General features: G+C 68.8%; 27 protein-coding genes. 7 read left to right on the plus strand and 20 right to left on the minus strand.

The features are described from left to right. Nucleotides 1–2 precede the first annotated feature (2 nt). Together LR948_RS09485 and LR948_RS09490 are read right to left on the minus strand one after the other, a co-directional pair. Nucleotides 3–1,127, minus strand: a complete 1,125-nt coding sequence (locus LR948_RS09485) for an ABC transporter ATP-binding protein (protein WP_232753768.1) — start codon at nucleotides 1,125–1,127, stop codon at nucleotides 3–5. A 70-nt stretch (nucleotides 1,128–1,197) separates the two neighbouring features. Further along, complete coding sequence (locus LR948_RS09490; protein ID WP_232753769.1) at nucleotides 1,198–2,283, minus strand: polyamine ABC transporter substrate-binding protein; 1,086 nt, start codon at nucleotides 2,281–2,283, stop codon at nucleotides 1,198–1,200. A gap of 166 nt (nucleotides 2,284–2,449) precedes the next feature. On the opposite strand from LR948_RS09490, the gene LR948_RS09495 reads away from it, so the two are divergent. The 4 genes from LR948_RS09495 (at nucleotide 2,450) to LR948_RS09510 (ending at nucleotide 7,461) form a co-directional block, all read left to right on the plus strand. Beyond that, entirely contained in the window at nucleotides 2,450–3,148 is a 699-nt protein-coding gene (locus tag LR948_RS09495) for a GntR family transcriptional regulator (RefSeq protein ID WP_232753770.1), read from the plus strand. Between the two features lie 154 nt (nucleotides 3,149–3,302). Then, complete coding sequence (locus tag LR948_RS09500; RefSeq protein ID WP_232753771.1) at nucleotides 3,303–4,697, plus strand: aspartate aminotransferase family protein; 1,395 nt, start codon at nucleotides 3,303–3,305, stop codon at nucleotides 4,695–4,697. 617 nt (nucleotides 4,698–5,314) lie between these two features. Then, entirely contained in the window at nucleotides 5,315–6,199 is an 885-nt protein-coding gene (locus LR948_RS09505; protein ID WP_232753772.1) for a transferrin-binding protein-like solute binding protein, read from the plus strand. 62 nt (nucleotides 6,200–6,261) lie between these two features. Next, nucleotides 6,262–7,461: a surface lipoprotein assembly modifier gene (locus LR948_RS09510; RefSeq protein ID WP_232753773.1), complete on the plus strand. Its 1,200-nt coding sequence runs from the start codon at nucleotides 6,262–6,264 to the stop codon at nucleotides 7,459–7,461. A gap of 330 nt (nucleotides 7,462–7,791) precedes the next feature. Here the strand turns inward: LR948_RS09510 and LR948_RS09515 are convergent, their stop codons facing one another. The 6 genes from LR948_RS09515 to era form a co-directional block, all read right to left on the minus strand. Next, nucleotides 7,792–8,229, minus strand: a complete 438-nt coding sequence (locus LR948_RS09515; RefSeq protein ID WP_232753774.1) for a molybdenum cofactor biosynthesis protein MoaE — start codon at nucleotides 8,227–8,229, stop codon at nucleotides 7,792–7,794. Further along, a complete protein-coding gene (moaD, locus tag LR948_RS09520) occupies nucleotides 8,229–8,474 on the minus strand; it encodes a molybdopterin converting factor subunit 1 (protein ID WP_232753775.1) in 246 nt (81 codons plus the stop codon). Before moaD ends, LR948_RS09515 begins: the two co-directional genes overlap by 1 nt. Beyond that, nucleotides 8,474–9,139 carry a CDP-diacylglycerol--glycerol-3-phosphate 3-phosphatidyltransferase gene (gene pgsA, locus LR948_RS09525; protein WP_232753776.1) on the minus strand — a complete coding sequence of 222 codons (666 nt, stop codon included), beginning with the start codon at nucleotides 9,137–9,139 and terminating at the stop codon, nucleotides 8,474–8,476. The genes moaD and pgsA overlap by 1 nt, the downstream gene beginning before the upstream one ends. 43 nt (nucleotides 9,140–9,182) lie before the next feature. Next, entirely contained in the window at nucleotides 9,183–9,920 is a 738-nt protein-coding gene (gene recO / locus LR948_RS09530; protein ID WP_232753777.1) for a DNA repair protein RecO, read from the minus strand. A gap of 343 nt (nucleotides 9,921–10,263) precedes the next feature. Then, complete coding sequence (locus LR948_RS09535) at nucleotides 10,264–10,599, minus strand: DUF1491 family protein (RefSeq protein WP_232753778.1); 336 nt, start codon at nucleotides 10,597–10,599, stop codon at nucleotides 10,264–10,266. Then, a complete protein-coding gene (gene era / locus LR948_RS09540) occupies nucleotides 10,592–11,500 on the minus strand; it encodes a GTPase Era (protein ID WP_232753779.1) in 909 nt (302 codons plus the stop codon). The genes LR948_RS09535 and era overlap by 8 nt, the downstream gene beginning before the upstream one ends. 115 nt (nucleotides 11,501–11,615) lie before the next feature. On the opposite strand from era, the gene LR948_RS09545 reads away from it, so the two are divergent. Then, complete coding sequence (locus LR948_RS09545; protein WP_232753780.1) at nucleotides 11,616–12,008, plus strand: DUF1801 domain-containing protein; 393 nt, start codon at nucleotides 11,616–11,618, stop codon at nucleotides 12,006–12,008. Nucleotides 12,009–12,165: 157 nt separating this feature from the next. Here the strand turns inward: LR948_RS09545 and LR948_RS09550 are convergent, their stop codons facing one another. From LR948_RS09550 to folK, 10 genes are all read right to left on the minus strand, one after another. Continuing rightward, a complete protein-coding gene (locus tag LR948_RS09550; RefSeq protein ID WP_232753781.1) occupies nucleotides 12,166–13,056 on the minus strand; it encodes a DMT family transporter in 891 nt (296 codons plus the stop codon). After that, nucleotides 13,053–13,739: a ribonuclease III gene (rnc, locus tag LR948_RS09555; RefSeq protein WP_232753782.1), complete on the minus strand. Its 687-nt coding sequence runs from the start codon at nucleotides 13,737–13,739 to the stop codon at nucleotides 13,053–13,055. Before rnc ends, LR948_RS09550 begins: the two co-directional genes overlap by 4 nt. Then, the gene (gene lepB, locus LR948_RS09560) at nucleotides 13,736–14,569 is read right to left on the minus strand and encodes a signal peptidase I (RefSeq protein WP_232753783.1); all 834 of its coding nucleotides are present in this window, start codon (nucleotides 14,567–14,569) and stop codon (nucleotides 13,736–13,738) included. Before lepB ends, rnc begins: the two co-directional genes overlap by 4 nt. Nucleotides 14,570–14,622: 53 nt before the next feature. Next, nucleotides 14,623–15,027: a holo-ACP synthase gene (acpS, locus tag LR948_RS09565; RefSeq protein ID WP_232753784.1), complete on the minus strand. Its 405-nt coding sequence runs from the start codon at nucleotides 15,025–15,027 to the stop codon at nucleotides 14,623–14,625. Next, nucleotides 15,024–15,494 (minus strand): nucleoside deaminase, encoded by a 471-nt coding sequence (locus tag LR948_RS09570; protein ID WP_232753785.1) that lies wholly within the window; start codon nucleotides 15,492–15,494, stop codon nucleotides 15,024–15,026. The genes acpS and LR948_RS09570 overlap by 4 nt, the downstream gene beginning before the upstream one ends. Nucleotides 15,495–15,528: 34 nt before the next feature. Continuing rightward, nucleotides 15,529–16,281 (minus strand): pyridoxine 5'-phosphate synthase, encoded by a 753-nt coding sequence (locus tag LR948_RS09575; protein ID WP_232753786.1) that lies wholly within the window; start codon nucleotides 16,279–16,281, stop codon nucleotides 15,529–15,531. Nucleotides 16,282–16,317: 36 nt separating this feature from the next. Next, a complete protein-coding gene (locus LR948_RS09580; protein ID WP_370634924.1) occupies nucleotides 16,318–16,944 on the minus strand; it encodes a DUF2062 domain-containing protein in 627 nt (208 codons plus the stop codon). Nucleotides 16,945–16,993: 49 nt separating this feature from the next. After that, nucleotides 16,994–19,135 (minus strand): bifunctional (p)ppGpp synthetase/guanosine-3',5'-bis(diphosphate) 3'-pyrophosphohydrolase, encoded by a 2,142-nt coding sequence (locus tag LR948_RS09585; RefSeq protein WP_232753788.1) that lies wholly within the window; start codon nucleotides 19,133–19,135, stop codon nucleotides 16,994–16,996. Between the two features lie 41 nt (nucleotides 19,136–19,176). Further along, nucleotides 19,177–19,533 carry a DNA-directed RNA polymerase subunit omega gene (rpoZ, locus tag LR948_RS09590; RefSeq protein WP_232753789.1) on the minus strand — a complete coding sequence of 119 codons (357 nt, stop codon included), beginning with the start codon at nucleotides 19,531–19,533 and terminating at the stop codon, nucleotides 19,177–19,179. A gap of 80 nt (nucleotides 19,534–19,613) precedes the next feature. Continuing rightward, entirely contained in the window at nucleotides 19,614–20,186 is a 573-nt protein-coding gene (gene folK / locus LR948_RS09595; protein ID WP_232753790.1) for a 2-amino-4-hydroxy-6-hydroxymethyldihydropteridine diphosphokinase, read from the minus strand. A 158-nt stretch (nucleotides 20,187–20,344) separates the two neighbouring features. On the opposite strand from folK, the gene LR948_RS09600 reads away from it, so the two are divergent. Next, nucleotides 20,345–20,914, plus strand: coding sequence for an NYN domain-containing protein (locus tag LR948_RS09600; RefSeq protein WP_232753791.1), 570 nt, complete (start codon nucleotides 20,345–20,347; stop codon nucleotides 20,912–20,914). 7 nt (nucleotides 20,915–20,921) lie between these two features. After that, nucleotides 20,922–21,362, plus strand: coding sequence for a YqaA family protein (locus tag LR948_RS09605; RefSeq protein WP_232753792.1), 441 nt, complete (start codon nucleotides 20,922–20,924; stop codon nucleotides 21,360–21,362). Between the two features lie 638 nt (nucleotides 21,363–22,000). Here the strand turns inward: LR948_RS09605 and LR948_RS09610 are convergent. Both LR948_RS09610 and ispH read right to left on the minus strand, forming a co-directional pair. Continuing rightward, on the minus strand, nucleotides 22,001–22,453 hold the full coding sequence (locus LR948_RS09610) for a DUF3429 domain-containing protein (protein WP_232753793.1): 453 nt from the start codon (nucleotides 22,451–22,453) through the stop codon (nucleotides 22,001–22,003). A 332-nt stretch (nucleotides 22,454–22,785) separates the two neighbouring features. Continuing rightward, entirely contained in the window at nucleotides 22,786–23,736 is a 951-nt protein-coding gene (ispH, locus tag LR948_RS09615) for a 4-hydroxy-3-methylbut-2-enyl diphosphate reductase (protein WP_232753794.1), read from the minus strand. Between the last annotated feature and the right edge of the window lie 373 nt (nucleotides 23,737–24,109).

Below are 24,109 nucleotides of genomic sequence, written 5' to 3' on the forward strand. Positions count from 1 at the left end.
GCTCAGTGCTCCAGCAGGATGCCGGCGGTTTCGGTGAAGGAGAGCCAGACCCGGTCCTCCCAGGTGATGTCGCGATTGGCGAGCCGCCGGGTGTTGGCGGTCTGGGCCTTCATCATCTGCCCGTTGGCGAGCTGGACGTGATAGGTCGAGATATTGCCGAGATAGGCGATGTCGACGACCTCGCCTTCGAGCATGTTGCGCCGGTCGGCGGGCTTTTCCTTGGAGATCGAGACCTTCTCGGGGCGGATCGCGAAATAGACCGCCCGGTCGGTCGAGAGCGCGCCGCGCGGGGTGCCCCAGATCGGCGGCTGGCCCTCGGCCCAGTCGAGCCGGATTCGCTCGCCCTCGCGGGTGCCGCGGCCCTCGACGATGTTCACGTCGCCGATGAAATCGGCCACATAGACCGAAGAGGGCGCCTCGTAGATCACGTCCGGCGTGGCGACCTGGATCAGCTTGCCCTCGTCCATGACCGCGACGCGGCTGGCCACGGTCATCGCCTCTTCCTGGTCGTGGGTCACGATGACGAAAGTGGTGCCGGTCTTCTCCTGGATGTCCATCAGCTCGAACTGGGTCTGTTCGCGCAGCTTCTTGTCGAGCGCGCCGAGCGGTTCGTCCAGAAGCAGGAGCTTCGGCGCCTTGGCGAGGCTGCGGGCCAGGGCCACGCGCTGGCGCTGGCCGCCGGAAATCTGGTGCGGCTTGCGCTTGGCGAACTTGGTCAGCCGGGTGAGGCGCAGCATTTCCTCGACGCGGGCGGCGATGGCCTCGCGGTCCTGGGATTCGCGCTTCAGCCCGAAGGCGATGTTCTCCCAGACCGAAAGATGCGGAAAGAGCGCGTAGCTCTGGAACATCATGTTCACCGCGCGGCGGTTCGGCGGGATCGGCGCGATGTCCTGGCCGGACAGCAGGATGGTGCCGTCGCTCGGCGCCTCGAAGCCCGCCAGCATCCGCATCATCGTGGTCTTGCCGCAGCCCGAGGGGCCCAGCAGCGCGAAGAACTCGCGGGTGTAGATGTCGAGCGTCAGATCGTCGATGGCGGTGAAATCGCCGAACCGCTTGGTCACGTTGCGGAACCGGATCAGCGGCTCTTCCTCCGGGTTTTCCCAGGGGGCGAAGACGGTCTGGCTCATGTAGCTATCCTGATTGTCGGACAAGACGGGGCCCGCGCCGCCGGGATGGGGCGCGGGCCGGAGGCTGGGCTCAGACGCCCGATTTGATCTCGGTCCAGAGCCGGGTCACCGTGCGCTGCACGCGCGGCGGATAGGGCGTCGTGGTGAAGAGATTGTCCAGCGCCGCCTCGGAGGGATAGATCGCCGGATCGCCGATCACGTCCTCGTTCAGATGCGCCTGGGCGGCCTTGTTGCCGTTGGCGTAGTAGACGTAGTTCGAGGCCTGCGCCATGTTCTCGGCCTCCATGATGAAGTTCAGGAAGGTATGGGCCGCCTCGGGGTTGGGCGCATCGGTGGGGATCGCCATCTGGTCGAACCACATCTGCGCGCCCTCGTCCGGCGCGTTATAGGCGATCTCGACGCCGTTCCCGGCCTCGGCGGCGCGGTCGCGGGCCTGCAGGATGTCGCCGGACCAGCCGACCGCCACGCAGATGTCGCCGTTGGCCAGCGCGTTGATGTATTCCGAGGAATGGAACTTCTGGATGTGCGGGCGGACCTTCTCGAAGACGTCGCCGGCCTTGGCGATGACATCGGGGTCATGGCTGTCGGGGTTCTCGCCGATGTAGTTCAGCGCCGCGGGGATCATCTCGGCGGGGGCGTCGAGGAAATGCACGCCGCAGCTTGCCAGCTTCTCCATGTTGGCGGGGTCGAAGACCAGGTCCCAGGAGGAGATCGGGGCGTCCTCGCCCAGAAGCTCCTGCACCTTGCCGACGTTCACGCCGATGCCGGTGGTGCCCCACATGTAGTTGATCGAATACTCGTTGCCCGGGTCGTAGGTGGCGGTGCGCTCGGCGACCACATCCCACATGTTGTCGAGGTTGGGCAGCTTCGACTTGTCGAGCTTCTGGAAGGCGCCGGCCTGGATCTGGCGCTGCAGGAAGGTGCCCGAGGGAACCACCACGTCATAGCCCGAGGAGCCCGCCAGCATCTTGGTCTCGAGCACCTCGTTCGAATCGAAGACGTCGTAGATCAGGTCGATCCCGGTTTCTTCCTCGAACTCGGTCAGGAGATCCTCGTCGATGTAGTCGGACCAGTTGTAGACCCGGACCTCCTGCGCGAGCGCGGATCCGGCGACAAGCGCAAGCGCCGCGGCGCCGGTCATCAGTTTCGCAGTCATTCTTCATTCTCCCATCATGCCGAGGCGGTCTGTCCGCTCTGACCGTTTTATTTTGATCAAATTCGGCGGCACCTCGCAACATTGGGATGTTTTCACCAGTGCGGCGCCCGTGCAAGATGGGCCGCATTGCCCGGCAAGCGGGCATCACGGCAGGATGAGGGCGGAGATGAAGACTTCGGCAGATCAGGCGGAGACCCCGGGCGCGGCGCGGCTGCCGGTGCACGAACAGGTCTACCGCCAGCTGCGCGACATGATTCTGTTCGGCGAGCTGGCGCCGGGGCAGGCGGTGACCATCCAGGGGCTGACCGAGGTCCTGGACGCTGGCATGACGCCGGTGCGCGAGGCGCTGCGCCGGCTCACCGCCGAAGGGGCGCTGGATTTCCGCGGCAACCGGCGCATCGCGGTGCCCGAGCTCGACGCCGAGGCGCTGGAGGAGCTGACCGTGGCGCGCCGGGCGCTGGAGCCCGAGCTTGCCCGCCGCGCCACCGCCCGGATCGACGCCGCGGGCATCACCCGCCTGCGCGAGATCGACGCCGCGCTCGACGCCGCCATCGCCCGGGGCGACGTCGGCGGCTATCTGACCGGGAACCACCATTTCCACGCGACGCTGAACGGGTTCGCCGGTGCGGCGATCCTCACCGGGCTGGTCGACGGGCTCTGGCTGCGCTTCGGCCCCTCGCTGCGGGTGGTCTGCGGGCGTTTCGGCACCGAGGGGCTGCCCGACCGCCACAAGGAGCTGATCGCCGCGCTCGAGGCCGGCGCCCCCGAGGCCGCCGCACGGGCCATGGACGAGGACGTGCTGCAGGGCATGGAGCAGATCGCCGAGGGGCTCGGGCCCCGGGCCGTCCCGCCTGCGTGCGGCTGACCGCGGGAGGGACCGGGCGGCTGACTGCGGGAGTGACCGCGCGGCTGACCGCGTGGCTGACTGCGCGAGTGCCCGCGCGATTGCCCGCAAGATTGACAGCGCGGAATTTGATCATATTTTGGGCGCACTCCCCTGAGACCAGAGAGGCGCGCCCATGGCCCAGCTCACCAACACCGTTCCCACCGCCGAGCTTCAGGCGCTCGACGCGGCGCATCACATGCATCCCTTCACCCATGGGGCCGAGCTTGGCCGCAAGGGCGCGCGGATCATCACCTCGGCCGAGGGCTGCTGGCTGACCGATAGCGAGGGCAACCGCATCCTCGACGGCATGGCCGGGCTCTGGTGCGTGAACATCGGCTACGGCCGGCAGGAGCTGGTCGATGCCGCCGCCCGGCAGATGGCCGAGCTGCCCTTCTACAACACCTTCTTCCAGACCAGCCACGTGCCCGCGATCCGGCTCGCCGAGAAACTTGCGGAACTGGCGCCGGGCGATCTGAACCACGTCTTCTTCGCGGGCTCGGGCTCCGAGGCCAATGACACCAACATCCGCATGGTGCGCACCTACTGGGAGATGAAGGGAGAGCCGCAGAAAAAGGCGATCATCTCGCGCTGGAACGCCTATCACGGCTCTTCCGTGGGCTCCGGCTCGCTGGGTGGCATGAAGGGCATGCACGCCCAGGGCGGCCTGCCGATCCCTGATGTGCACCACATCGACCAGCCCAACTGGTGGGCCGAGGGCGGCGAGATGAGCCCCGAGGAGTTCGGCCTCGCCCGCGCCCGCCAGCTCGAGGAGAAGATCCTCGAGCTCGGCCCCGAGAACGTCGCGGCCTTCATCGCCGAGCCGGTGCAGGGCGCCGGCGGGGTGATCGTCGCGCCCGAGACCTATTGGCCCGAGGTCTCGCGCATCGTGAAGCACTACGGCATCCTGCTGATCGCCGACGAGGTGATCTGCGGCTTCGGGCGCACCGGCAACTGGTTCGGCTCGCAGACGCTGGACCTCGCGCCCGACATCATGACCGTGGCCAAGGGGCTCTCTTCGGGCTACCAGCCGATCGGCGGATCGATCGTCTCCTCCGAGGTGGCCTCGGTCATCGGCGGCGGCGAGTTCAACCACGGCTACACCTATTCCGGCCATCCCGTGGCCGCCGCCGTGGCGCTGGAGAACCTGCGCCTCCTCGACGAGGAAGGCGTGGTGACCCGCGTCCGCGAGGACACCGGCCCCTACCTCAAGGAGCGCTTCGAGAGCCTGGGCGAGCATCCCATGGTGGGCGAGGCGAAGATCGTCGGCATGATGGGCTCGCTGGCGCTGACGCCCGACAAGAGCGCGCGCGCCGCCTTCAAGGGCGAGGGCGGCACCGTCGGCTACCTCTGCCGCGAGCGCTGCTTCGCCAACAACCTGGTGATGCGCCACGTCGGCGACCGGATGATCATCTCGCCGCCCCTGGTGATCTCCCGCGAGGAGATCGACGCGCTGATCGCCCGCGCCTGGAAGAGCCTCGACGAGGCCATGGCGGAAGCCAAGGCGCAGGGGCTCTTCGCCCCGGCGTGATGGGGGGTGTCCTAGTGTTGAGCCGGTGAGCCGGCGGTCCCCGCGCCTTTGAGGCGCGGGGGCATGTCTGGCCCGCGGCGCTTTGTGAAAGCGCCTTGGGCGGGTCCCGGGGGCTTGTGGCCCCCCGGACCGGTTGAGGGGGCGCTGCCCCCTCTGCGGGCCTGTGCGGCCCGCATTCACCCCCGAGGTATTTTGGCCAAGCTGAAGGGGCTGATCGTGGCGCGGGCTTTTGTGGGCGCGCCCGGGTGGTGGGTGTTTTTACTATTGGTGATGGCGGGGATTTGCGGCTTTTGGGTCTGCGCATTCAAGAATACGCAAATAAATAATTGCATGGAATTACCACTCTAATTCAAGAATTGTTTTATATTGATATTCGCATAAACGATTGTTTTTATTGCGGATATGCAATTCCGGGCAATTGAAAAATTCAAATGCACCGGGGTTTACACTCTACTTTCGCTTGTGGTTCTTTGCCATTGCTCGGGCTCACCGGGCGCGTCGGAAAGAAAGCGGGATTTCCAGAACAATAAAGAAAACCCCGCTCCGGAATTGATCCGGAGGCACGATGTTTTGTGCCATGCGACCGGCGTTATTCAAGCAACGTGAACGAGGAATACATGCGAGTTCTTATTCTGGGCGCTTCCGCTCTCTCTCTTCTTGCGGCCTGCAGCACCGGTGGCGGGAGCAGCTCCGATAGCCCCGCAGTCCTGCCCGAACAGCCGGCATTCAAGTCCTTCCAGGCCTCCCAGGAAGACGGCGGCACCTATCGCGCCGCGGGCCAGGTGACCTCGGCGGACTTCGCCGCGGACGAGAACGGCGACGTGGAAGTGACCCGTGAGCCGGAAACCGAAAACCGCGCCGTTATCGACGTCACCTGGGACGCGGAAACCGGCGAAGCCACCAAGATCTGGGTCCGCAACTCCAAGAGCAACTTCGTTGTCGACACGGCAGACGGCGGCGAGATCACCACCGACGGTGACACCATCGTGGCGATCGACGAAGATCGCGGCGTCGCAGCGGTCTTCGCCGATCCCGAAGGGCAGGGCCTCGAGTACCAGAGCTTCGGCGCATGGCAGACCGGTGTGGATGGCCTGTCGGGTTCGGCCGGCGTCGGCTCCTTCGGCTCCTACACCATGGCGAGCCAGCTGCCGGACGATGACGCTTCGGCGACCTACAACGGCCAGAGCTATGGTCAGACCGCTGACGCGGACGGCAATGTCTTCGAGACCACCTCGGACATCGAAGTGACGACCGATTTCTCGGCGATCACCGTGAACAGCAGCAACACCAGCGCGGGCACCACCTCGCTCAGCGACCTCGACTTCACCGCCACCGGTCAGCTGAACCGGGCAAGCTTCGAGGCCACGTCCCAGGGCGACGTCTCGGGCACCGTCACCGGCCGCTTCTACGGCCCCGAGGCGGAAGAAGTCGGCGGCACCTTCGTGATGGACGCGAACGACAACGGCTACATCGGCGCCTTCGGCGGGGTTCAGCAGCCGTGAACGCCCTGCGCATTCTGACAGCGGCCGCCCTGGCGGCCGCTGTTTTCACGACCGCCCTGCCGATGCGGGCGGAGGCCCAGACCGGTGCCGCCACGCCCGCTCGGGCGCCGGGGCAGATGGAGGCCGAGTTCCAGGGCGCGCTGCGCGCCATGGCAGAGGGCAGGCCCCAAAGCGCCGCGCGGCGGCTCCGGGCGCTCCTGGCCGAGGACCCGAGCCTTGTCCGCGTGCGTCTCGAACTGGCGCGGGCGCTTTTCGAGGCCGGGCGGTTCGGCCAGGCCCGCGACGAGTTCCGCCTGGTGCTTTCGGGCGGCGGGCTGCCCGATCCGGTTCGCACACGCGTGTTGCGCTACATCCGCGAGATCGACGACCGCCGCGGCTGGCGGCTGGATTTCACCCTGGGCCTCGAGGCGCCGCCGGGTGCCGGGCGCGCCTATGACACCGACGAGATCGAGGTGACCTTCGGCGGCCAGACCCTGGTCTTCGAGATGGACCGCGAAGCCCCGCCCGACACCGGGCTGGCGCTCGAGGGCGGGCTGCGCCGGCAATGGGCGCTAGAGCTCGCGCCGGGCGACGCCGGGGCCGCGGCCTATGCGCAGATCGAAGGCGACCTCTACCAGACCGAAGGCGAGGCCTACGACCGCGAGAGCGGCGACCTGGCGCTGGGGCTGCAGTTCACCTGGCCGCAACGCACGGTCTTCGTCGAGGCCACGGCGGGACGCTCCTGGGCTGGGCATGACCTCTCCGAGACCCGCGTGGGGATGCGCAGCGGCGTCAGCTTCCAGCGCGCCAGCGGGCTGCGGACCACGCTCGAGGCCGGGCTACAGGAGGTGCGCTTCGGTCGCGAGGGCGACCAGGAGGCCACGCGCGGACAGATCGCGCTGGAGGTGGCCCGGCCGCTCGAGGGCCGCGCGCAGCTTTCGCTCGAAGGCAGCTACCAGCGCCAGAACGCCGAGGACCCGAGCCAGGCCTATGATTTCGCCGAGCTGCGGCTGGGCTACAGCAAGGAGTTCGCCGGCGGCTGGCGCATCGCGCCCGAGGTCTACCTGCAGGGCTTCCGCCAGGAAGAGCCCACGGCGGGGCTGTCCGAGCGGCGCATCGAGACCGAATACGGGGTGGAGATGCGCATCGAGAAGACCGAAGTGGTGCTGCTCGGGCGGTTTTCGCCTTACGTCGACCTGGGCGCGGCCCGGCGGGAAAGCTCGATCGAGGCCTATGGCTATCGCGACCTGAGCATTGGGGCGGGGCTGACCAATGCGTTTTGAGCGCGGGGTCGGGCCGGTTTTTTGATCCGGCGGTCCCCGCGCCTTTGGGGCGCGGGGGCATGTCTGGCCCGCGGCGCTTTGTGAAAGCGCCTTGGGCGGGTCCTGGGGGGCCTGTGGCCCCCCCGGACCGGTTGAGGGGGCGCTGCCCCCTCTGCGGGCCTGTGCGGCCCGCATTCACCCCCGAGGTATTTTGGCCAAGCTGAAGGGGCTGGGGGTGGCGCCTTGGTGGGCGCGGTGCGCTTTTGATTGGCTGGGTGGTGGCGGTTTGGCGCTTGGGGGTTTGACCTGTGGTGCGGGCGAGTGCCTCTCCGCCCACCTCCGCCCCGCCGCTCACCAGCGGGTCAGCGCGTCCTCGTCCTCGTCTTTCGCCTCGACCCAGGCGGCGCCTTCGGCGAAGTGTTCCTTCTTCCAGAACGGCGCGCGGGACTTCAGGTAGTCCATCAGGAATTCCGCGGCCTCGAAGGCGTCGCGGCGGTGGCGGGCGGCGGTGGCGACCATCATGATGCGCTCGCCGGGCAGCAGTCGGCCGTGGCGATGGATCACCAGCACCTCGCCGAGCGACCAGCGGCTGCGGGCCTCCTCGGCGATGCCGCGCAGGGCTTTCTCGGTCATGCCGGGGTAGTGCTCGATCTCCATCCGCGCGAGCCCGCCGCTGTCGCGGACCTGGCCGGTGAAGGTCACCACGGCGCCGAGATCGGCGCGGCCCTTGGCGAAAGCCTCGGCCTCGGCTGCGAAGTCGAAGGGGCTCTCCTGCACCAGGATCCGCATCAGCCGCCCGTCATCGGCGGGAAGAAGGCGACCTCGCGCACGCCCGCGAGCGGGGCGTCGAAATCGGCGAGCTCCTGGTCGAGCGCCACGCGCAGCGCGGAGAGATCGGCGAAGGCCAGGGCGTAGCGCTCCTCGCGGGCGCGCAGCTCCTCCACCAGCTCGTTGACCGTGGCGGCCTCGGTCTCGATCCGGTCCTTGGGCGCGCCGATGCGTTCGCGCAGCCAGGCGAAATAGAGCACATCCATCAGCGGTCCTCCGTCAGGTGGGGCAGGGCCTTGCGGAAATAATCGAGCCCGGTGATCGCGGTCAGCACCGCCGCGACCCAGAGGAGCAGCAGCCCCAGGTTGCCGGTCCAGATCATGCCGGTTTCCTTCCAGCCGAGGCCCAGCTCGTCCGGGGTTTCGCCCGCGAGGATCGACTGCACCAGCGCCTGGTCCATGCCGTAGGTCGAGGCGACGAGGTAATGCTCGAAGATGCCCTGGGCGAAGAGCACTGCGATGGCGACCATCTGCAGCGTCGTCTTCCACTTGGCGAGCCGGGTCACCTTCAGCGTGCCAGCGGTGTCGCCGAGGTATTCCCTCAGCCCCGAGACGAAGACCTCGCGGAAGAGGATCACGGTGGCCGGCAGCACCAGCCAGGGCGAATAGGAGGAATAGCCCACGATCACCATGAGCGCGATCACCACCATGGCCTTGTCGGCGATCGGGTCGAGCATGGCCCCGAGCTTGGTCTCCGCGCCCCAGGCGCGGGCCAGGTAGCCGTCGAACCAATCGGTGATCGCCGCCCCCATGAAGAGAATCAGCGCGCACCAATCGGCGAAGGGGCGGGCGAAATAGAGAAACATCACCGCGACGCCGGGCGCGGCGGCGAGGCGCAGAACGGTGAGGATATTCGGCAGGGTCCAACGCATGTGCCTGTCCTATCCTGCCTTGGGGCCGTGGAAAAGCGGCATGTCAGTCCGTCTCTCGGGCGCGGCGCGCCAGCCGGTCGAGAAAGAGCGCCCGCGCGGGCGGCAGGGGCTTCTCGCCGAGCGAGGGCGCCAGGTGATGGGCCAGGAAATGCCCGGTGGTGTCAAGCGCGGTCAGCACCTCGGCGTCATCGCCGGGGCCGGCGCCCAGCATGACCTCGGGCAGGGGCAGGAGACGCGGCGCCCAGTCGCCCGCGCCCGAGCGCGAGACCGCCCGCCCGGTCTTCGGCGAGACATAGGCCAGGTCGTTGGCGCGCCCGGTGGCGGCGCATTGGCTGAGGTCGAGGCCGAAGCCCATCTCTTCGAGCAGCGCCATCTCCCAGCGCAGGTAGGCCAGCGGCCAGAGCTCGGGCTGGGCCAGCAGTTCGAGCAGCGTGCCGGTGCGGGTGTAGAGGTCGGGATGGGCCTCGCGTTCGGGCAGGGTGAAGGAGAGAAGCGCGGTCAGCGCATTCAGCCCCGCGAGCGCCAGCGGGTCGCCCATGGCCACCGCCGCGCGCGAGCGGTTCAGCTCGACGGTATAGGTGCCGATGTGGTCCTCGAGCCGGGCGCGCCAGGCGAGGTCGAGCTCGGCCCCGGGCTGGCGGGCGGCGGCGAGCCGGCGCGAGCTGGCGCCGCGCAGGACACCTATGTGGCGGCCATGCGCGCGGGTGAAGACCTCGAGGATCGCCGAGGTCTCGCCGTGGCGGCGGGCGGAAAGAAGGATGCCGGTGTCGCGCCAGTCCATGAGGGCAAGGTCGGATGCGCCGGGCCCGGGCGCAAGGGGGGATCGGCGGCGGGGCGCTGTGGCGGATTTGGTGGTTGCGAGGCTTTGGGCTTTTGGCGGGCGGGCGCCTTGGCGCTCTGCTTGCCGGGAGGCTTTGGGCTTTGCGGGCAGGAGTTTGGGGACTCTGGTTGCTGGGAGGCGTGGTGCTCAGGCGGGCGTCGGGAGTGACGCGCGGCAGAGGCGACTGCTGGAGCGGCGCGCTGGCTCCGAAGATCGGCCCGGTCGGACCGGAGGCGCGCGAAGGCGCTGTGACGTCCTGGCCTGCGGGCGAGGCGACGCCGGCCCGTGACCCGCCGCCGACCCCTCAGCCCAGCCCCTCGGCGTCGAGCTGGTGGCGGCCTTCGCGGTCTTCGACCTCGATCACCCAGAGGTCCGGGTCGAAACCGCGCTGGCGCGAGATCGCGGCGTCGACCTCGCCCTCGGGGCCGGCGGTCAGCTCAGTCCAGATGCGCGCGCCGGTCTCAAGGTCGAAGGTCCGGGTGAAGGCCCGCGCCCGCCCGTCGAGGGTGGAGAGCTTCACCAGCACCGCGCCCGCGGTGTCGTCGCCATGGGCGACCACGAAACAGGGGATGTCCATCAGCGCCAGCCGCCGCCGGTAGGCATCGACCCAGAAGCGCGCCGTCAGCCGGGGTTCAGCCATCGCCGTCGCGGAAGTCGAGACCCATCTCGGAATAGCGCTCGGCCTCTTCGAGCCACTTCTCGCGCACCTTGATCTGCACGAAAAGATGCACCCGGCGGCCCAGGAACTCTTCGAGCTCCTCGCGCGCGGCCTTGGAGATCGCCTTCACCGTCTCGCCCCGGTGGCCCAGCACGATGCCCTTGTGGCCGTCGCGGCTGACGTAGATCACCTGGTCGATGCGGGCCGAGCCGTCCTTGCGCTCCTGCCAGCTCTCGGTCTCCACGGTGAGCTGGTAGGGCAGCTCCTGGTGCAGCCGCAGGGTCAGCTTCTCGCGGGTCATCTCGGCGGCGATCATGCGCATCGGCAGATCGGCGATCTGGTCCTCGGGATAGAGCCAGGGGCCCTCGGGCAGGGTCTGGCCGAGCCAGGTCCGCAGGTCGTCGACGCCGTAGCCCTTCTCGGCCGAGATCATGAAGGTCTCGGCGAAGGTGAAGCGGTCGTTCAGCGCCTTGGAGAGCGCCAGCAGGGTCTCGGCCTTCACCCGGTCGATCTTGTTGATCGCCAGCGCCACGGGGCGGCCGTGGCCGACGGTGTCGAGCTCCTCGAGGATCGCCTCGACGCCCTCGGTCACGCCGCGGTGCGCCTCGACCAGCAGCACCACGATGTCGGCATCGGCGGCCCCGCCCCAGGCGGCGGCGACCATGGCGCGGTCGAGCCGGCGGCGCGGCTTGAAGAGGCCGGGGGTGTCGACAAAGATCAACTGGGCGTCGTCCTCGATGGCGACGCCGCGGATGCGCGTGCGGGTGGTCTGCACCTTGTGGGTGACGATCGACACCTTGGCGCCCACCATGCGGTTGGTCAGCGTCGACTTGCCCGCATTGGGCTCGCCGATGAGGGCGATGAAACCGGCGCGGGTGGTCATGGGCAGTCTCCTGAAACTCAAGATGTGCCTTCTAGCGGAAGCCAATGTCGCTGGCCAGAGGCCCCGGTGTCGCGAAAGGCGGGATTTCCGCGCGCGAAGCGGTTAGACTGGGGCCATGCCACGGGACATGATCTCTGCCTATCACGCGCGCCTCGCCCCCGGCGACCAGGCGATCTGCGCGGTGCTGCGCGAGACGATCTCCGAGGTGCTGCCCGAGGCCCAGGGGCGGATCTGGCACGCCCATCCGGTCTGGTTCCTCGCCGACAACCCGGTGGTGGGCTACAGCCGCCTGCGCGACGCGCTGCGGCTGATGTTCTGGAGCGGCCAGGGCTTCGAGACGCCGGGGCTGGCGCCGACCGGCAACTTCAAGGCCGCCGAGCGGCGCTACACCGCGGTGGGCGAGATCGACCTCGGGGCCCTGAAGGCCTGGCTCGCCGAGGCGCGGGCGGTGCAATGGGACTACAAGAACATCGTCGCCCGGAAGGGGCGGTTGGAGCGGCTGAGCTAAGGCGCGGCCGGTCGCGGTTGGAGCAGGTCAGCGAGGGCGCGCGGCGCCGGGCCCGGAAGGGCGGCTGGATCGGCGCGCGGGGCAAGGTCGTGACGGGCGGTTGGAACCGCTTGGCCAGAGCCCGCAGCGCGGGGCCGGACGGCCCGACCCGATCGACTCAGCTCGAGCGTGCGGCGCGGGCGGCCCGCGCGGCCCGGTCCGAGCGCCAGAGCGTGAAGAGCCCCGAGCCCACGATCAGCGCCGCCCCGGCCAGCATCGGCAAGTCCGGCGTCTCGGCGAAGACCAGGACCGCGATGACCAGCGCGAAAAGCAGCCGGGAATAGCGGAAAGGCGCCACCACCGCGACATCGCCGCTGCGCATCGCCCGGGTCAGCGCGGTATAGGCGCAGACCCCAGTGACCCCGGTCGCCAGGATCAGCAGCGCCGAGGAGCCCGTGGGCAGCGACGGCGCGCCGGGCTCGAAGGCCAGGATCACCAGCCCCGCCGCCGTCACCGTCAGGAAGCCCGGAATGCCGAGCTGCATCGCCGAGATCTCCGGCGGACTGGCGCGGGTGGCGAGATCCCGGCAGGCGAAGCCGATCATCGCCAGCACCGCAAAAAGCGCGCTGGCCTCGAAGCCCGCGGGTGTCGGGCGCAAGATCAGAAGCACGCCCGCGAAGCCCACCGCCATGGCCGTCCAGCGCATCGGCCCGACCTTTTCGCCCAGGACCAGCGCCGCGCCCAGCGTCACCACCAGGGGCGCCGCCTGCAGGATCGCCGAGGTCACCGAGAGGGGTGCGAAGGCCAGCGCCAGCGCGAAGAAGAGCCGGCCCATGACCTCGAAGCCCGAGCGCACCAGCAGGGTTTTCGACAGATAGGCGCGGGTCCAGACCCGCTCGCCCGCGCGGCGCAGGAGGCCCGCGTAGATCATCAGGCCGATCAAACCGAAGAAGAAGGTGCCGAGCCCCGGCGAGATGCCCGCCACCGCGGCCTTGAACAGCGCGTCCTCGATGGCGAAGCCCAGCATGGCCGCCACCATGAAGAGGCTGCCTTGCAGGTTGGGGCTCATGCCCCGCCTTCGAGCGCGTCCAGAAGGGCCTTGGCCGCGCTCTGCTCGGCCTGGCGTTTCGATCCGGCGCTGGCCTCGGCGGTCTCGCCGCTTTCGAGCCGCGCCTCGATGGTGAAGATCGGCTGGTGGTCGGGGCCCGAGCGCGCGGTCTCGACATAGGCCGGCGGCGGCAGCCCGCGGGCCTGGGCCCATTCCTGCAGCGCGGTCTTGGGGTCGCGGGCGTCGGTCTCGACGCTGTCGATACGCTGGCCCCAGAGCCGCAGCACGAAGTCCTTGGCGGTCTCGAAGCCCTGGTCGATGTAGACCGCGGCGATCACCGCCTCCATGGCGTCGCCGAGAAGCGCCATCTTCCGCCGCCCGCCCGAGAGCCGCTCCGAGCGGCCGAGCTTCAGCGCGTCGCCGATGCCGAACTCGCGGGCCACCTCGGCACAGGTCTCCTTGCGCACCAGCGCGTTGTAGCGCGGGGCGAGCTGGCCTTCGGCGGCGGCGCGGTCACGTTCGAGAAGCGCCTCGGCCATGACCAGGCCCAGCACCCGGTCGCCGAGGAATTCCAGCCGCTGGTTGTCGTCGCGCCCGGGGCTCGAGGCCGAGCCATGGGTCAGCGCCTCGCGCAGAAGGTCCACCCGGTCGAAGCGCAGCCCGATCCGGCCCTCGAGCTCGGAGAGTTCCGCCGATCGGCTCACTCGAGCGCCTCGAAGAAGCGGTCGCCGCGCCAGGTCCAGAAGAACAGCATCGAGCTGCCCGCCGAGGAGAAGATCACCCGGTCGGCCCGGCCCACGAGGTTCTCATGCGGCACGAAGCCGACGCCGCCGGCGACATTCGGCACCCGGCTGTCGGCCGAGTTGTCGCGGTTGTCGCCCATGAAGAAGTAATGGCCCTCGGGGACGGTATAGACCGGCGTGTCGTCCGACCCCTGGTCGGTGATGTTCAGCACCGAATGGCTGAGCCCGCCCGGCAGGGTCTCGGTGAACTTCTCTTTCACGCAGGTGCCGCCGTCGCCCACGGGGCCGTTGGCGCAGCGCGGGCGCACGCGGTTCGGGCCCTGGGGCTCGGCCAGCTCCTCGAAGCTGCCGTTGCGCTCGAGCGGGACCGCCTCGCCGTTGAGGTAGACCTGGCCGTCGCGGAGCTGCACCCGGTCGCCGGGCAGGCCGATCAGCCGCTTGATGAAGTCCGAGCCGTTGACCGGGTGGCGGAAGACCACGATGTCGCCGCGCTCGGGCGCGGAGCCCAGGAACCGGCCGTTGTCGCCGTCGAAGATGCCGCAGATGTCCTTTGCGTCGATGTCGATGCCCACCGAGGGCAGCCGCACTGAGGGACAGGAGGCGTAGGAATAACCGTAGGCCATCTTGTTCACGAAGAGGAAGTCGCCGATCAGAAGCGTGTCCTTCATCGAGCCCGAGGGAATCCAGAACGGCTGGAAGAACAGCGTGCGGAACACGCCGGCGATCAAGAGCGCGTAGACCACCGTTTTCACGGTTTCCCACAAGCCGCCCGAAGACGCGTCCTTTGCCATGCTCTGCCCCTTTGCCTCTTGCGCGGGTTAAGTGCCGCCCGGGCCCACGGGAGTCAAGCGCGGGTCGGGCGGGCCTCGATCACGACGAAGGCCTGTGCCCAGGGGTGATCGTCGGTCAGTGTCACATGGATGATCGCCTCGTGGCCCTCGGGGGTCATCTCGGCCAGGCGGTCCTTGGCCCAGCCGGTGACCTGCATGACCGGCTGGCCGGTGCGCAGGTTGGTGACCGCCATGTCCTTCCAGGCGATGCCCATGCGCAAGCCGGTGCCGAGCGCCTTGGAGCAGGCCTCCTTGGCGGCCCAGCGCTTGGCGTAGGTGCCGGCCACATCGGCGCGGCGCTCGGCCTTCTTCTGCTCGATCTCGGTGAAGACCCGGTTGCGGAACCGGTCACCGAACCGGTCGAGCGTGCCCTGGATCCGGTCGATGTTGCAGAGGTCCGTGCCGACGCCGAGGATCATCGCGCCGCCCCGTAGATGTCGCGCAGCTCCTCGAGCCGCAGGCCGCCGGCCCAGTCGAAGGCGCCGCCCGAGGCGCGGGCGAAATCGGCGAGCCCGAGCGCGGGGAACTGGAAGAAGTCCGGCGCCGCCTCCTGGGTCATGGCGAAGACCAGCCGGTCGATGCCGGCCCAGCGCATCGCCGCGAGGCACATCTCGCAGGGCTGCATGGAGGCCACCAGCGTCGCCCCCGACAGATCCGTGCCGCCGAGCGCCGCGGCGGCGCGGCCAAGCGCGACGATCTCGGCGTGGCGCGAGGGGTCGCAGCTGTCGGAGACCTCGTTGCGGTCGAGCGTGACGGTCTGGCCGTCCTTGACCACCGCGGCGGTGAAGACCGGCCCCTGGCCTCCGCGCGCCTCATAAAGCGCGCGCGCCTCGGCGATCACTTGGTCGAGCGCCGCCAGTTCGCTCTCGGTGGGCGTCAGGGCCATGCCGCCCCTGCCCTGCATCGCGCCCCGGCAGCCATCAGGCCCGCGCCGAGCGCATCAGCGCGCGCATCTCGGAGATCGCGCCGTCGAGCCCGGCAAAGACCGACTCGGAGATCAGGAAATGGCCGATGTTCAGCTCGCGCACCTCGGGGAAGGCCGCGACCGGCGTCACGGTGTCGAAGGTCAGCCCGTGGCCCGCGTGCACCTCGAGCCCAAGGCTATGCGCCAGCCGCGCCATCTCGCCCAGGCGCGCCAGTTCCTCGTCGCGTTCGGCGAAGCGGCCTTCGTAGTGGTAGTCGCAATAGGCCCCGGTGTGCAGCTCGACCACCGCCGCGCCGATCTCGGCGGCCGCGGAGATCTGGTCGCGGTCGGCGGCCACGAAAAGCGACACCCGGCAGCCGACGGCGGCCAGCGGCTCGATGAATTCGGCCAGACGCGCCTTGTCGCCCGCCACCTCGAGCCCGCCCTCGGTCGTGCGCTCCTCGCGCTTCTCGGGCACGATGCAGACCGCATGCGGGCGGTGCCGCAGGGCGATCTCCTGCATTTCGACCGTGGCGGCCATCTCGAAGTTCAGAGGCACCGCCAGCGCGGCCATGAGCGCGTCGATGTCGGCGTCGCGGATGTGGCGGCGGTCCTCGCGCAGATGCGCGGTGATGCCGTCGGCGCCGGCGGCCTCGGCCAGTTTCGCGGCGCGCACCGGGTCGGGGTAGGCCCCGCCGCGGGCGTTGCGCAGGGTGGCCACGTGGTCGATGTTCACGCCCAGCCGCAATGTCGTCTCGTCGCTGCCCATGGGTTCTGCCCTCTCCAGCCGGCCTCGGACGGCAAGCTAGTCCGCCGAGGCGTTGCCGTCAGCCTGTTTCTGCTTTTTCGCCTTCAGCGTCGCGAGCTTGGCGGCGATCACCCCGCTGCGGCGGTTCTGGTAGGCCCGGATCAGCGGCAGCGAGATGTAGTAGCAGATCAGCCCGGCAATGATGCCCGGGATCACCCCGCCCACGAGATAGGGGAAGAAGACGTCGTCGTAGAAGAGCGACAGGTCCGCCCAGTCGGCCTTCTCGGGCGTGAAGATCGCCAGGAAATTGTCCCAGAGGTCGCGCCCGGCGGCGGCGAACTTCTGGCCGATGCCGCGATGGTCCTCGGGGTCGCTTTCGATGCCGAGGATCCAGTTGCCGGTCTGCATCGAGACCACCGCGATCGGCACATAGGTCAGCGGGTTGCCGAAGAAGGTGCCCATGAGCCCGGCCAGCACGTTGCCGCGCAGCACCCAGGCCAGGAGCGCGGCCAGGAAGAAATGCAGCCCGTAAAGCGGGGTGAAGGTCATGAAGACGCCCGCGAAGATGCCGCGGCCGATCTTGTCGGGCGGGTCGGGCAGGCGGGTTAGACGGTGGCGGATATACAGCGCCGCACGTCCCCATCCACCCTGCGGCCAGAGCGCGCGCAGGGCCCGTTTCCACACCGGTGGCTGTTCGCGTCGCCTGAAGACCAAAGGCGGGCTACCCCCAAAGCTACTCTGCGGCCGTCCGGGCCTGGTCTATCCGGTCGGTGTCCCGTTTGCGCTCCACCTGGGCGACATCGCTTTCCGCCTCCAGCGCCGAGATCACCGAGTGCATGTGTTCGGCATCGCTGAGTTCGAGGTTGATGTCGAGCCGGTAGAAATCGGGTTTCCGGTCCCGGAACTGCAGGTTGGAGATATTGGCCTTGCGCTCTCCGATCAACGTGCAAATCCGTCCCAGGACACCGGCGTCGTTGCCGATCGTGAGGTCGAGCGTCACATCGTAGACCGCCGGGTGCCGCCCCTCGGCCCACTGGATGTCGAGCCAGCGGTCCGGCTCGTCCTCGACCTCGACGAGATTCGGGCAGTCGATGGCATGCACGATCACCCCCTGGCCGCGGCGGACGATGCCGACGATGCGCTCGCCGGGCAGCGGCTGGCAGCAATCGGCGCGGGAAAACGCCTGGTCATGCGCGAGGCCGATGACCGCGCGGGCGGTGTCGACCTCGGAATGGGGCCGGGGCGAGAGGTCGGGATAGACCGCCGCCACCACGTCGCGGGCGGAAATCTCGGCCGAGCCCAGCCGCGCCAGGAGCGCCTCGCCATCGGCCAGGCGCAGGGTCTTGGCGGCCTTCTCCAGCACCTTGTCCGAGGCTTTCTTGCCGACATGTTCGAAGGCCGAGCGGGCGATCTCGCGGCCGAGCTTCACGAAGCGGCCCTTGCGGGCCTCGCGCAGCGAGCGGCGGATCGCGGACTTGGCCTTGCCGGTCTTGGCGATGTCGAGCCAGGTCGCCTGCGGGGTCTGGCCGTCGGCGGTGATGATCTGCACCGACTGGCCGTTCTTCAGCCGGGTCCAGAGCGGCACGCGGATGCCGTCGACCTTGGCCCCGACGCAGGCCGAGCCGATGCGGGTGTGAATCGCATAGCCAAAATCGAGCGGCGTCGCGCCTTTCGGCAGTTTCACCACCTCGCCCTTGGGGGTGAAGCAGAAGACCTGGTCGGAATACATCTCGAGCTTCACCGCCTCGAGGAACTCGTCGTGGTCCTCCTCGGCGGTGAACTGCTCGGTCAGCGAGGCGATCCACTTGGCCGGATCGACCGCGAAGGGGTTCTGCGCCCGCACGCCGTCGCGGTAGGACCAATGCGCGGCCACGCCGGTCTCGGCGACCTCGTGCATCTGGCGGGTGCGGATCTGCACCTCGACGCGCTTGCCGTCGCGGCCCGAGACGGTGGTGTGGATCGAGCGGTAGCCATTCGACTTGGGCTGGCTCACGTAGTCCTTGAAGCGCCCCGGCACCGCCCGCCAGCGCCGGTGGATGGTGCCGAGCGCGCGGTAGCAGTCCATCTCCGAGCGGGTGATGATGCGGAAGCCGTAGATGTCCGAGAGCCGCGAAAAGGAGAGCTCCTTCTCCTGCATCTTGCGCCAGATCGAATAGGGTTTCTTGGCGCGGCCGAAGACCTCGGCCTCGATGCCCACGGCGTCCAGCTCGTGGCGCATGTCGTTGGTGATCCGCGGGATCACGTCGCCGGCCTCGCGCTGCAGCGTGATGAAGCGGCGGATGATCGAGACCCGGGCCTCGGGGTTGATCACCCGGAAGGCCAGGTCCTCGAGCTCCTCGCGCATCCACTGCATGCCCATGCGGCCGGCGAGCGGCGCATAGATGTCCATGGTCTCGCGCGCCTTCTGGAGCTGCTTTTCCTCGCGCATGGCCTTGATGGTGCGCATGTTGTGCAGCCGGTCGGCGAGCTTGACCAGGATCACCCGCAGGTCCTTAGACATCGCCATGAAGAGCTTGCGGAAGTTCTCGGCCTGCTTGGTCTCGGTCGAGGAGAGCTGCAGGTTGGTCAGCTTGGTGACCCCGTCGACCAGCATCGCGACCTCTTCGCCGAATCGCTCGGAGATCTCGAGGTAGGTCGACTTGGTGTCCTCGATCGTGTCGTGCAGGAGCGCGGTCACGATCGTGGCGTCGTCGAGCTGCTGTTCGGTGAGGATCGCGGCGACGGCCACGGGGTGGGTGAAATAGGGATCACCCGACTGCCGCGTCTGGCCGTCGTGCATCGCCTCGCCATAGGCGAAGGCCGCGCGGATCAGCGCCTCGTTGGTCTTCGGATTGTAGTTGCGAACGAGCGCAATGAGGTCATCGGCGGCAATCATGCGCCTTCATCCTTTCGGCGCTCGCCCGCGGGGGGCGAGCCTCAGCTTTCGCCCTGCGCCTCCATCAGCGCGCGCAGGAGCTTCTCTTCGGACATGTCGTCCTCCTGCGGCTTGTCGGCCGGCTCCGAGCCCATGAGCAGCGCCATGGCGTCATCCTCGGGCTCGTCCACCTCGATCTGGGTCTGCTTGGACTCGATCAGACGCTCGCGCAGCTCGTCGGAGGACTGGGTTTCCTCGGCGATTTCGCGCAGGGCCACGACGGGGTTCTTGTCGTTGTCCCGGTCCAGCGTGATCGCCGCCCCGGACGAAATCTCGCGGGCGCGATGGGCGGACAGGAGCACCAGCTCGAAGCGGTTCGGAACCTTGTCGACGCAATCTTCAACCGTCACGCGGGCCATGTTTGTCTCCAGTCTTCGGGTCTGACGTCAGAAGAGTGTTATCTAACGCGGCACAAGCCTATTGACAAGCGGGCTTCACGTTACATTGCACGGATTTCGGCGCGCGCTTCGGCGGGCAGGGCGGCGCGCATTTCCGCCAGGCTGCGCCCTTCGACCGGGTGGCGCCAGTCCGGCGCCACATCGGCCAGGGGCACGATCACGAAGGCTCGGTCGGCCAGGCGCGGATGCGGCAGGATCAGCTCTTCGGGGGCGAGCCGCGCCTGTTCCGAGGGCGGCAGGTCGCGCCAGGCGGCCCATCCGGCGCGGTCGGGCAGGAGGCTTTGGCCCACGGCGATCAGGTCCAGATCGAGCGTGCGCATGCCCCAGCGGGTCTCGCGGTGACGCCCGAAGAGCGCCTCGATCCGGTGCAGCTCGGCCAGGATTTCGGCGGGCGCGAGCGCCTCCGGCGCGGCGAGCCGCACCGCGCCGTTGACGTAGTCGGGCCCGGCGCCGGCGGGGAAACAGGGCGTGCGGTAGAAGCGCGCCAGCGCCCTGAGCCGCAGCGGCCCGCCCGCCAGAACGGTGAGCGCCCGGGAGAGCGTCACCTCGGGCGGCGCCCCCTGCCAAGGCAGGTTCGCGCCCAGGGCCACCAGCACGTCTTGCCGCGAATCCATGTGTTTTCTATCCTTTCGGGTAGGGGTTCATCCTTAGTTGCCGCAGCCCCACGCTTGCGGGAACGATATTTAAAAGTATTTGTAGTGTGTTCTGCGCTCGGGTGGCTGCAACGGTTCACTCCCGTTCTATTCGACGCAGACGTTATTGAGAGGAAATCATGTTTTACAAAGACGAACGGCTCGCGCTGTTCATAGATGGCTCCAACCTGTATGCCGCGGCCAAATCGCTTGGTTTCGACATCGATTACAAGCTCCTGCGGCAGGAATTCCTGCGCCGCGGACGGATGATCCGGGCCTTCTACTACACCGCGCTCCTCGAGAACGAGGAATATTCTCCGATCCGCCCGCTTGTGGACTGGCTGCACTACAACGGCTTCGCCATGGTGACCAAGCCCGCCAAGGAATACACCGACAGCCAGGGCCGCCGGAAGGTCAAGGGCAACATGGACATCGAGCTGACCGTCGATGCCATGGAGCTGGCGCCGCGCGTCGACCACATCGTGCTGTTCTCGGGTGACGGCGACTTCAAGCCGCTGGTCGAGAGCCTGCAGCGCCAGGGCGTGCGGGTCTCGGTGGTCTCGACGATCCGCTCACAGCCGCCGATGATCGCCGACGAGCTGCGCCGCCAGGCCGACAACTTCATCGAGCTCGACGAGCTGCGCCAGGTCATCGGCCGGCCCCCGCGCGAGAGCGACGACAGCGCCAATACCGCCGCCAGCTCCGCCTGAGGGCGGGATGACTGCGGGGGCTTTCGGGCTGATGGGCCTGTTCCTCGCCGCCTTCGGGGCGGCGACGATTTTGCCGTTCCAGAGCGAGGTGGTCTTCGTCGCGATGCAGCTCGACGGGCGCTGGCCGGTCTGGCTGATCGTGGCGGTGGCGAGTGTCGGCAACGTGCTGGGCGCGGTGGTGAACTACGCGCTGGGCCTCGGCGCCGAGCGCTTCCGGCACCGCCGTTGGTTCCCCGCCTCCGAGCGCCAGCTCGACCGCGCCCAGAGGTTCTGGCAGCGCTACGGCCTCTGGACCCTGCTGCTGAGCTGGGCGCCCCTGGGTGACGCCTTCACGGTGATCGCCGGCGTGATGCGGGTGGCGGCCTGGAAGTTCCTGGTGCTGGTGAGCCTCGCGAAGACCGGTCGCTACCTGGCGCTCGCCTGGGCCACCGCCGCGGCGGCGGGGTAGGGGGCTTGCGCCCTCCTTGCGCCCGAATAGCACCGAAGGTGCCGGGCGCGCGCCGGACCGGCCCGATGGGCCGGCGCTCCTTGGGGTGGCGTGCGTAGCTCATCGCTAGCCCTGACCTTGCTGGGATAAAGCGCTTAGCCCAGAGGTCAGCAGCGCCGGCCCCCGGCCCGGCGCGTGCCCTCTGTTCCGAGGGGCGTCGACCGAAGTGGGGCGCTGATGGGCAGCCGTGGTCGTGGAAAGGGTGGGGGCGTGCGTTCTGCGCGGAAGTGCCGTTTCCGAAAAACGTCTCGATCGCTCCACCCCAATCATAGAGCAGTCCACATCAGCGTCTCCCCGTCTTACGCCCGAATAGCATCGAAGATGCCGGGCGCGCGCCGGACCGGCCCCTTGGGCCGGCGCGCGCCCTCGGGTGGGGCTTGTGGCGAGGGCGGCCGACCGGTGTGCGGTGCGAGAGGGGGTGTTCTCTGAGCCGCCTTGAGGTTTCGTGTCTCAGCGGGAAGCGGGAAGCGGGAAGCGGGAAGCGGGAAGCGGGAAGCGGGAAGCGGGAAGCGGGAAGCGGGAAGCGGGAAGCGGGAAGCGGGAAGCGGGAAGCGCGGACCTTCGCGCCACACAAACCGCCCCAAACCCAAACCACCCCGCTACATCACCACCCCCACGAACAGGCACAGCACCACCAGCGCCGTCAGCAGCCCGCGCAGCGCCATCCACCACGACGGCGCCAGCCCCCATTTCCAAAAGGCGAAATCCAGGATCAGCAGGCCGAGGAACCCGGTGATCAGGTTCACCCCCGCCGAGGTCGGCCCGCCGCCGGTCATGAAGAAGGCCCAGAGCGCCGGGATCACCGAGAGCCCGTAGCCCAGCCCGGCGCGGCGCCCCGAGGCCTTGGTCGCGAAGCCCCAGAGCACGCCGGACATGAAGGACAGGATCACCGCGCCGTAGAAGAGTTGCACGTAAGGTCCGATGAACCGCGGCCCGAGCTGCGCCTGGCCCCAGGCGGCGAGGCCGGGCAGATAGGCCGTCAGCGCGCCCCAGGCGAAGGGGATCACCCCGGCGAGGCCGAGGATCAGGGCGGAACGGGGGATCGCGGTCATCTCACTCTCCTGCAGCGGTCAGCCGGGAGCTAGCCCGGCCCGCGCCGCGCTTCAACTCCCGGGGAACTGCGGGTTGGGCGTTGCAATGCCGCCGTCCTGGAGATTGCAAGACCGCCGCCCTGAAAACCGCGTCATGTCGGAAATCGCGCGCCCGAAATCGAAGCGCTCACTGTCCCCCGGCCTCACGCCCCCGGCGCATCACGGCGCCGCCACGGCAGTGCTCGAGCGGCTGCCTCATGCCGCCACGGCGGGCCCAAGGACCCGCCTCAAGCCGCCACGGCAGGGCCCCAGCGCCCGCCTCACGCCACCAAGGCAGCGCCCGAACGCCCGCCTCACGCCGGGACGCGCAGCACCCTTGGGACCTTGAACTCGACGTTCTCCACGGCGGTGGTCACCGTCTCGACCTGCAGGTCGTAGCGGGCGCGGAAGGCCTCGATGACCTCCTCGATCAGCACGTCGGGGGCCGAGGCCCCGGCGGTCAGCCCGATCGAGCGGATGCCCTCGAGCGCGCGCCAGTCGATGTCGCCTGCGCGCTGGACCAGCTGGGCGTAGCGGCAACCGGCCTTGGCGCCGACCTCGACCAGCCGCTTGGAGTTGGAGCTGTTGGGCGCCCCCACGACCAGCAGCGCGTCGCAGTCGGGCGCCATGGCCTTGACCGCCTCCTGCCGGTTGGTGGTGGCGTAGCAGATGTCTTCCTTGTGCGGCCCGACGATCTGCGGGAAGCGCGTCTTGAGCGCGGAGACGATCTCGGAGGTGTCGTCGAGCGACAGCGTCGTCTGGGTGACGAAGGCCAGCTTCTCGGGGTCGCGCACCTCGAGATGCGCCACGTCCTCGGGGGTCTCGACCAGCAAGACCTCGCCCTCGGGCAATTGGCCCATGGTGCCCACGGTCTCGGGGTGGCCGGCATGGCCGATCATCACCATCTGCAGGCCGTTCTCGTGGTGCCGCGCGGCCTCGATATGCACCTTGGAGACCAAGGGGCAGGTGGCGTCGACATAGATCATCTCGCGCCGGGCGGCCTCGGCGGGCACGGCCTTGGGGACGCCATGGGCGGAGAAGATGACGGGCCGGTCCTCGGGGCAGTCGTCGAGCTCCTCGACGAAGACCGCGCCCTTCTCGCGCAGCCCGTCGACGACGAACTTGTTGTGCACGATCTCGTGGCGCACGTAGACCGGCGCGCCCCATTTCTCGAGCGCCATCTCGACGATCTTGATGGCCCGGTCGACACCGGCGCAGAAGCCGCGCGGGGCGGCGAGATAGAGCGTGAGGGGCGGCATGGCCATGCGGGTCTCTCCGTCGGCTTTCTGGCTCACACCTAAGCGATGGCAGGCGGTGAATCCACCCCGGGCGGGGTGTCGGATGTGGAGGCGTAGCCTTGGCGGCGGGTGGCGCGGGTGCGGCTTGGGGAGCGGAGCGGAGCGGCGCCGGGCGTGGCGGCGTGGAGGGGTTGGGAGCTTTCGTGGATCAAGCGTGGCCCCATGCGGGCCGTAGAGCGACATGGGTGGCGCACCTCTTGCCGCTCAGGCCGACAGAGCGTCTCGCACCGCTCACCCGCTCACCCGCTCACCCGCTCACCCGCTCACCCGCTCACCCGCCGCGACATCACCCCTCAGCCAAAGCCTTGCCCTTCACCCGCCTAGTGCGCCGAACCCGACG

It is taken from the genome of Roseivivax sp. GX 12232 (assembly GCF_021272185.1).
In the GTDB taxonomy this organism is placed as follows: domain Bacteria; phylum Pseudomonadota; class Alphaproteobacteria; order Rhodobacterales; family Rhodobacteraceae; genus Roseivivax.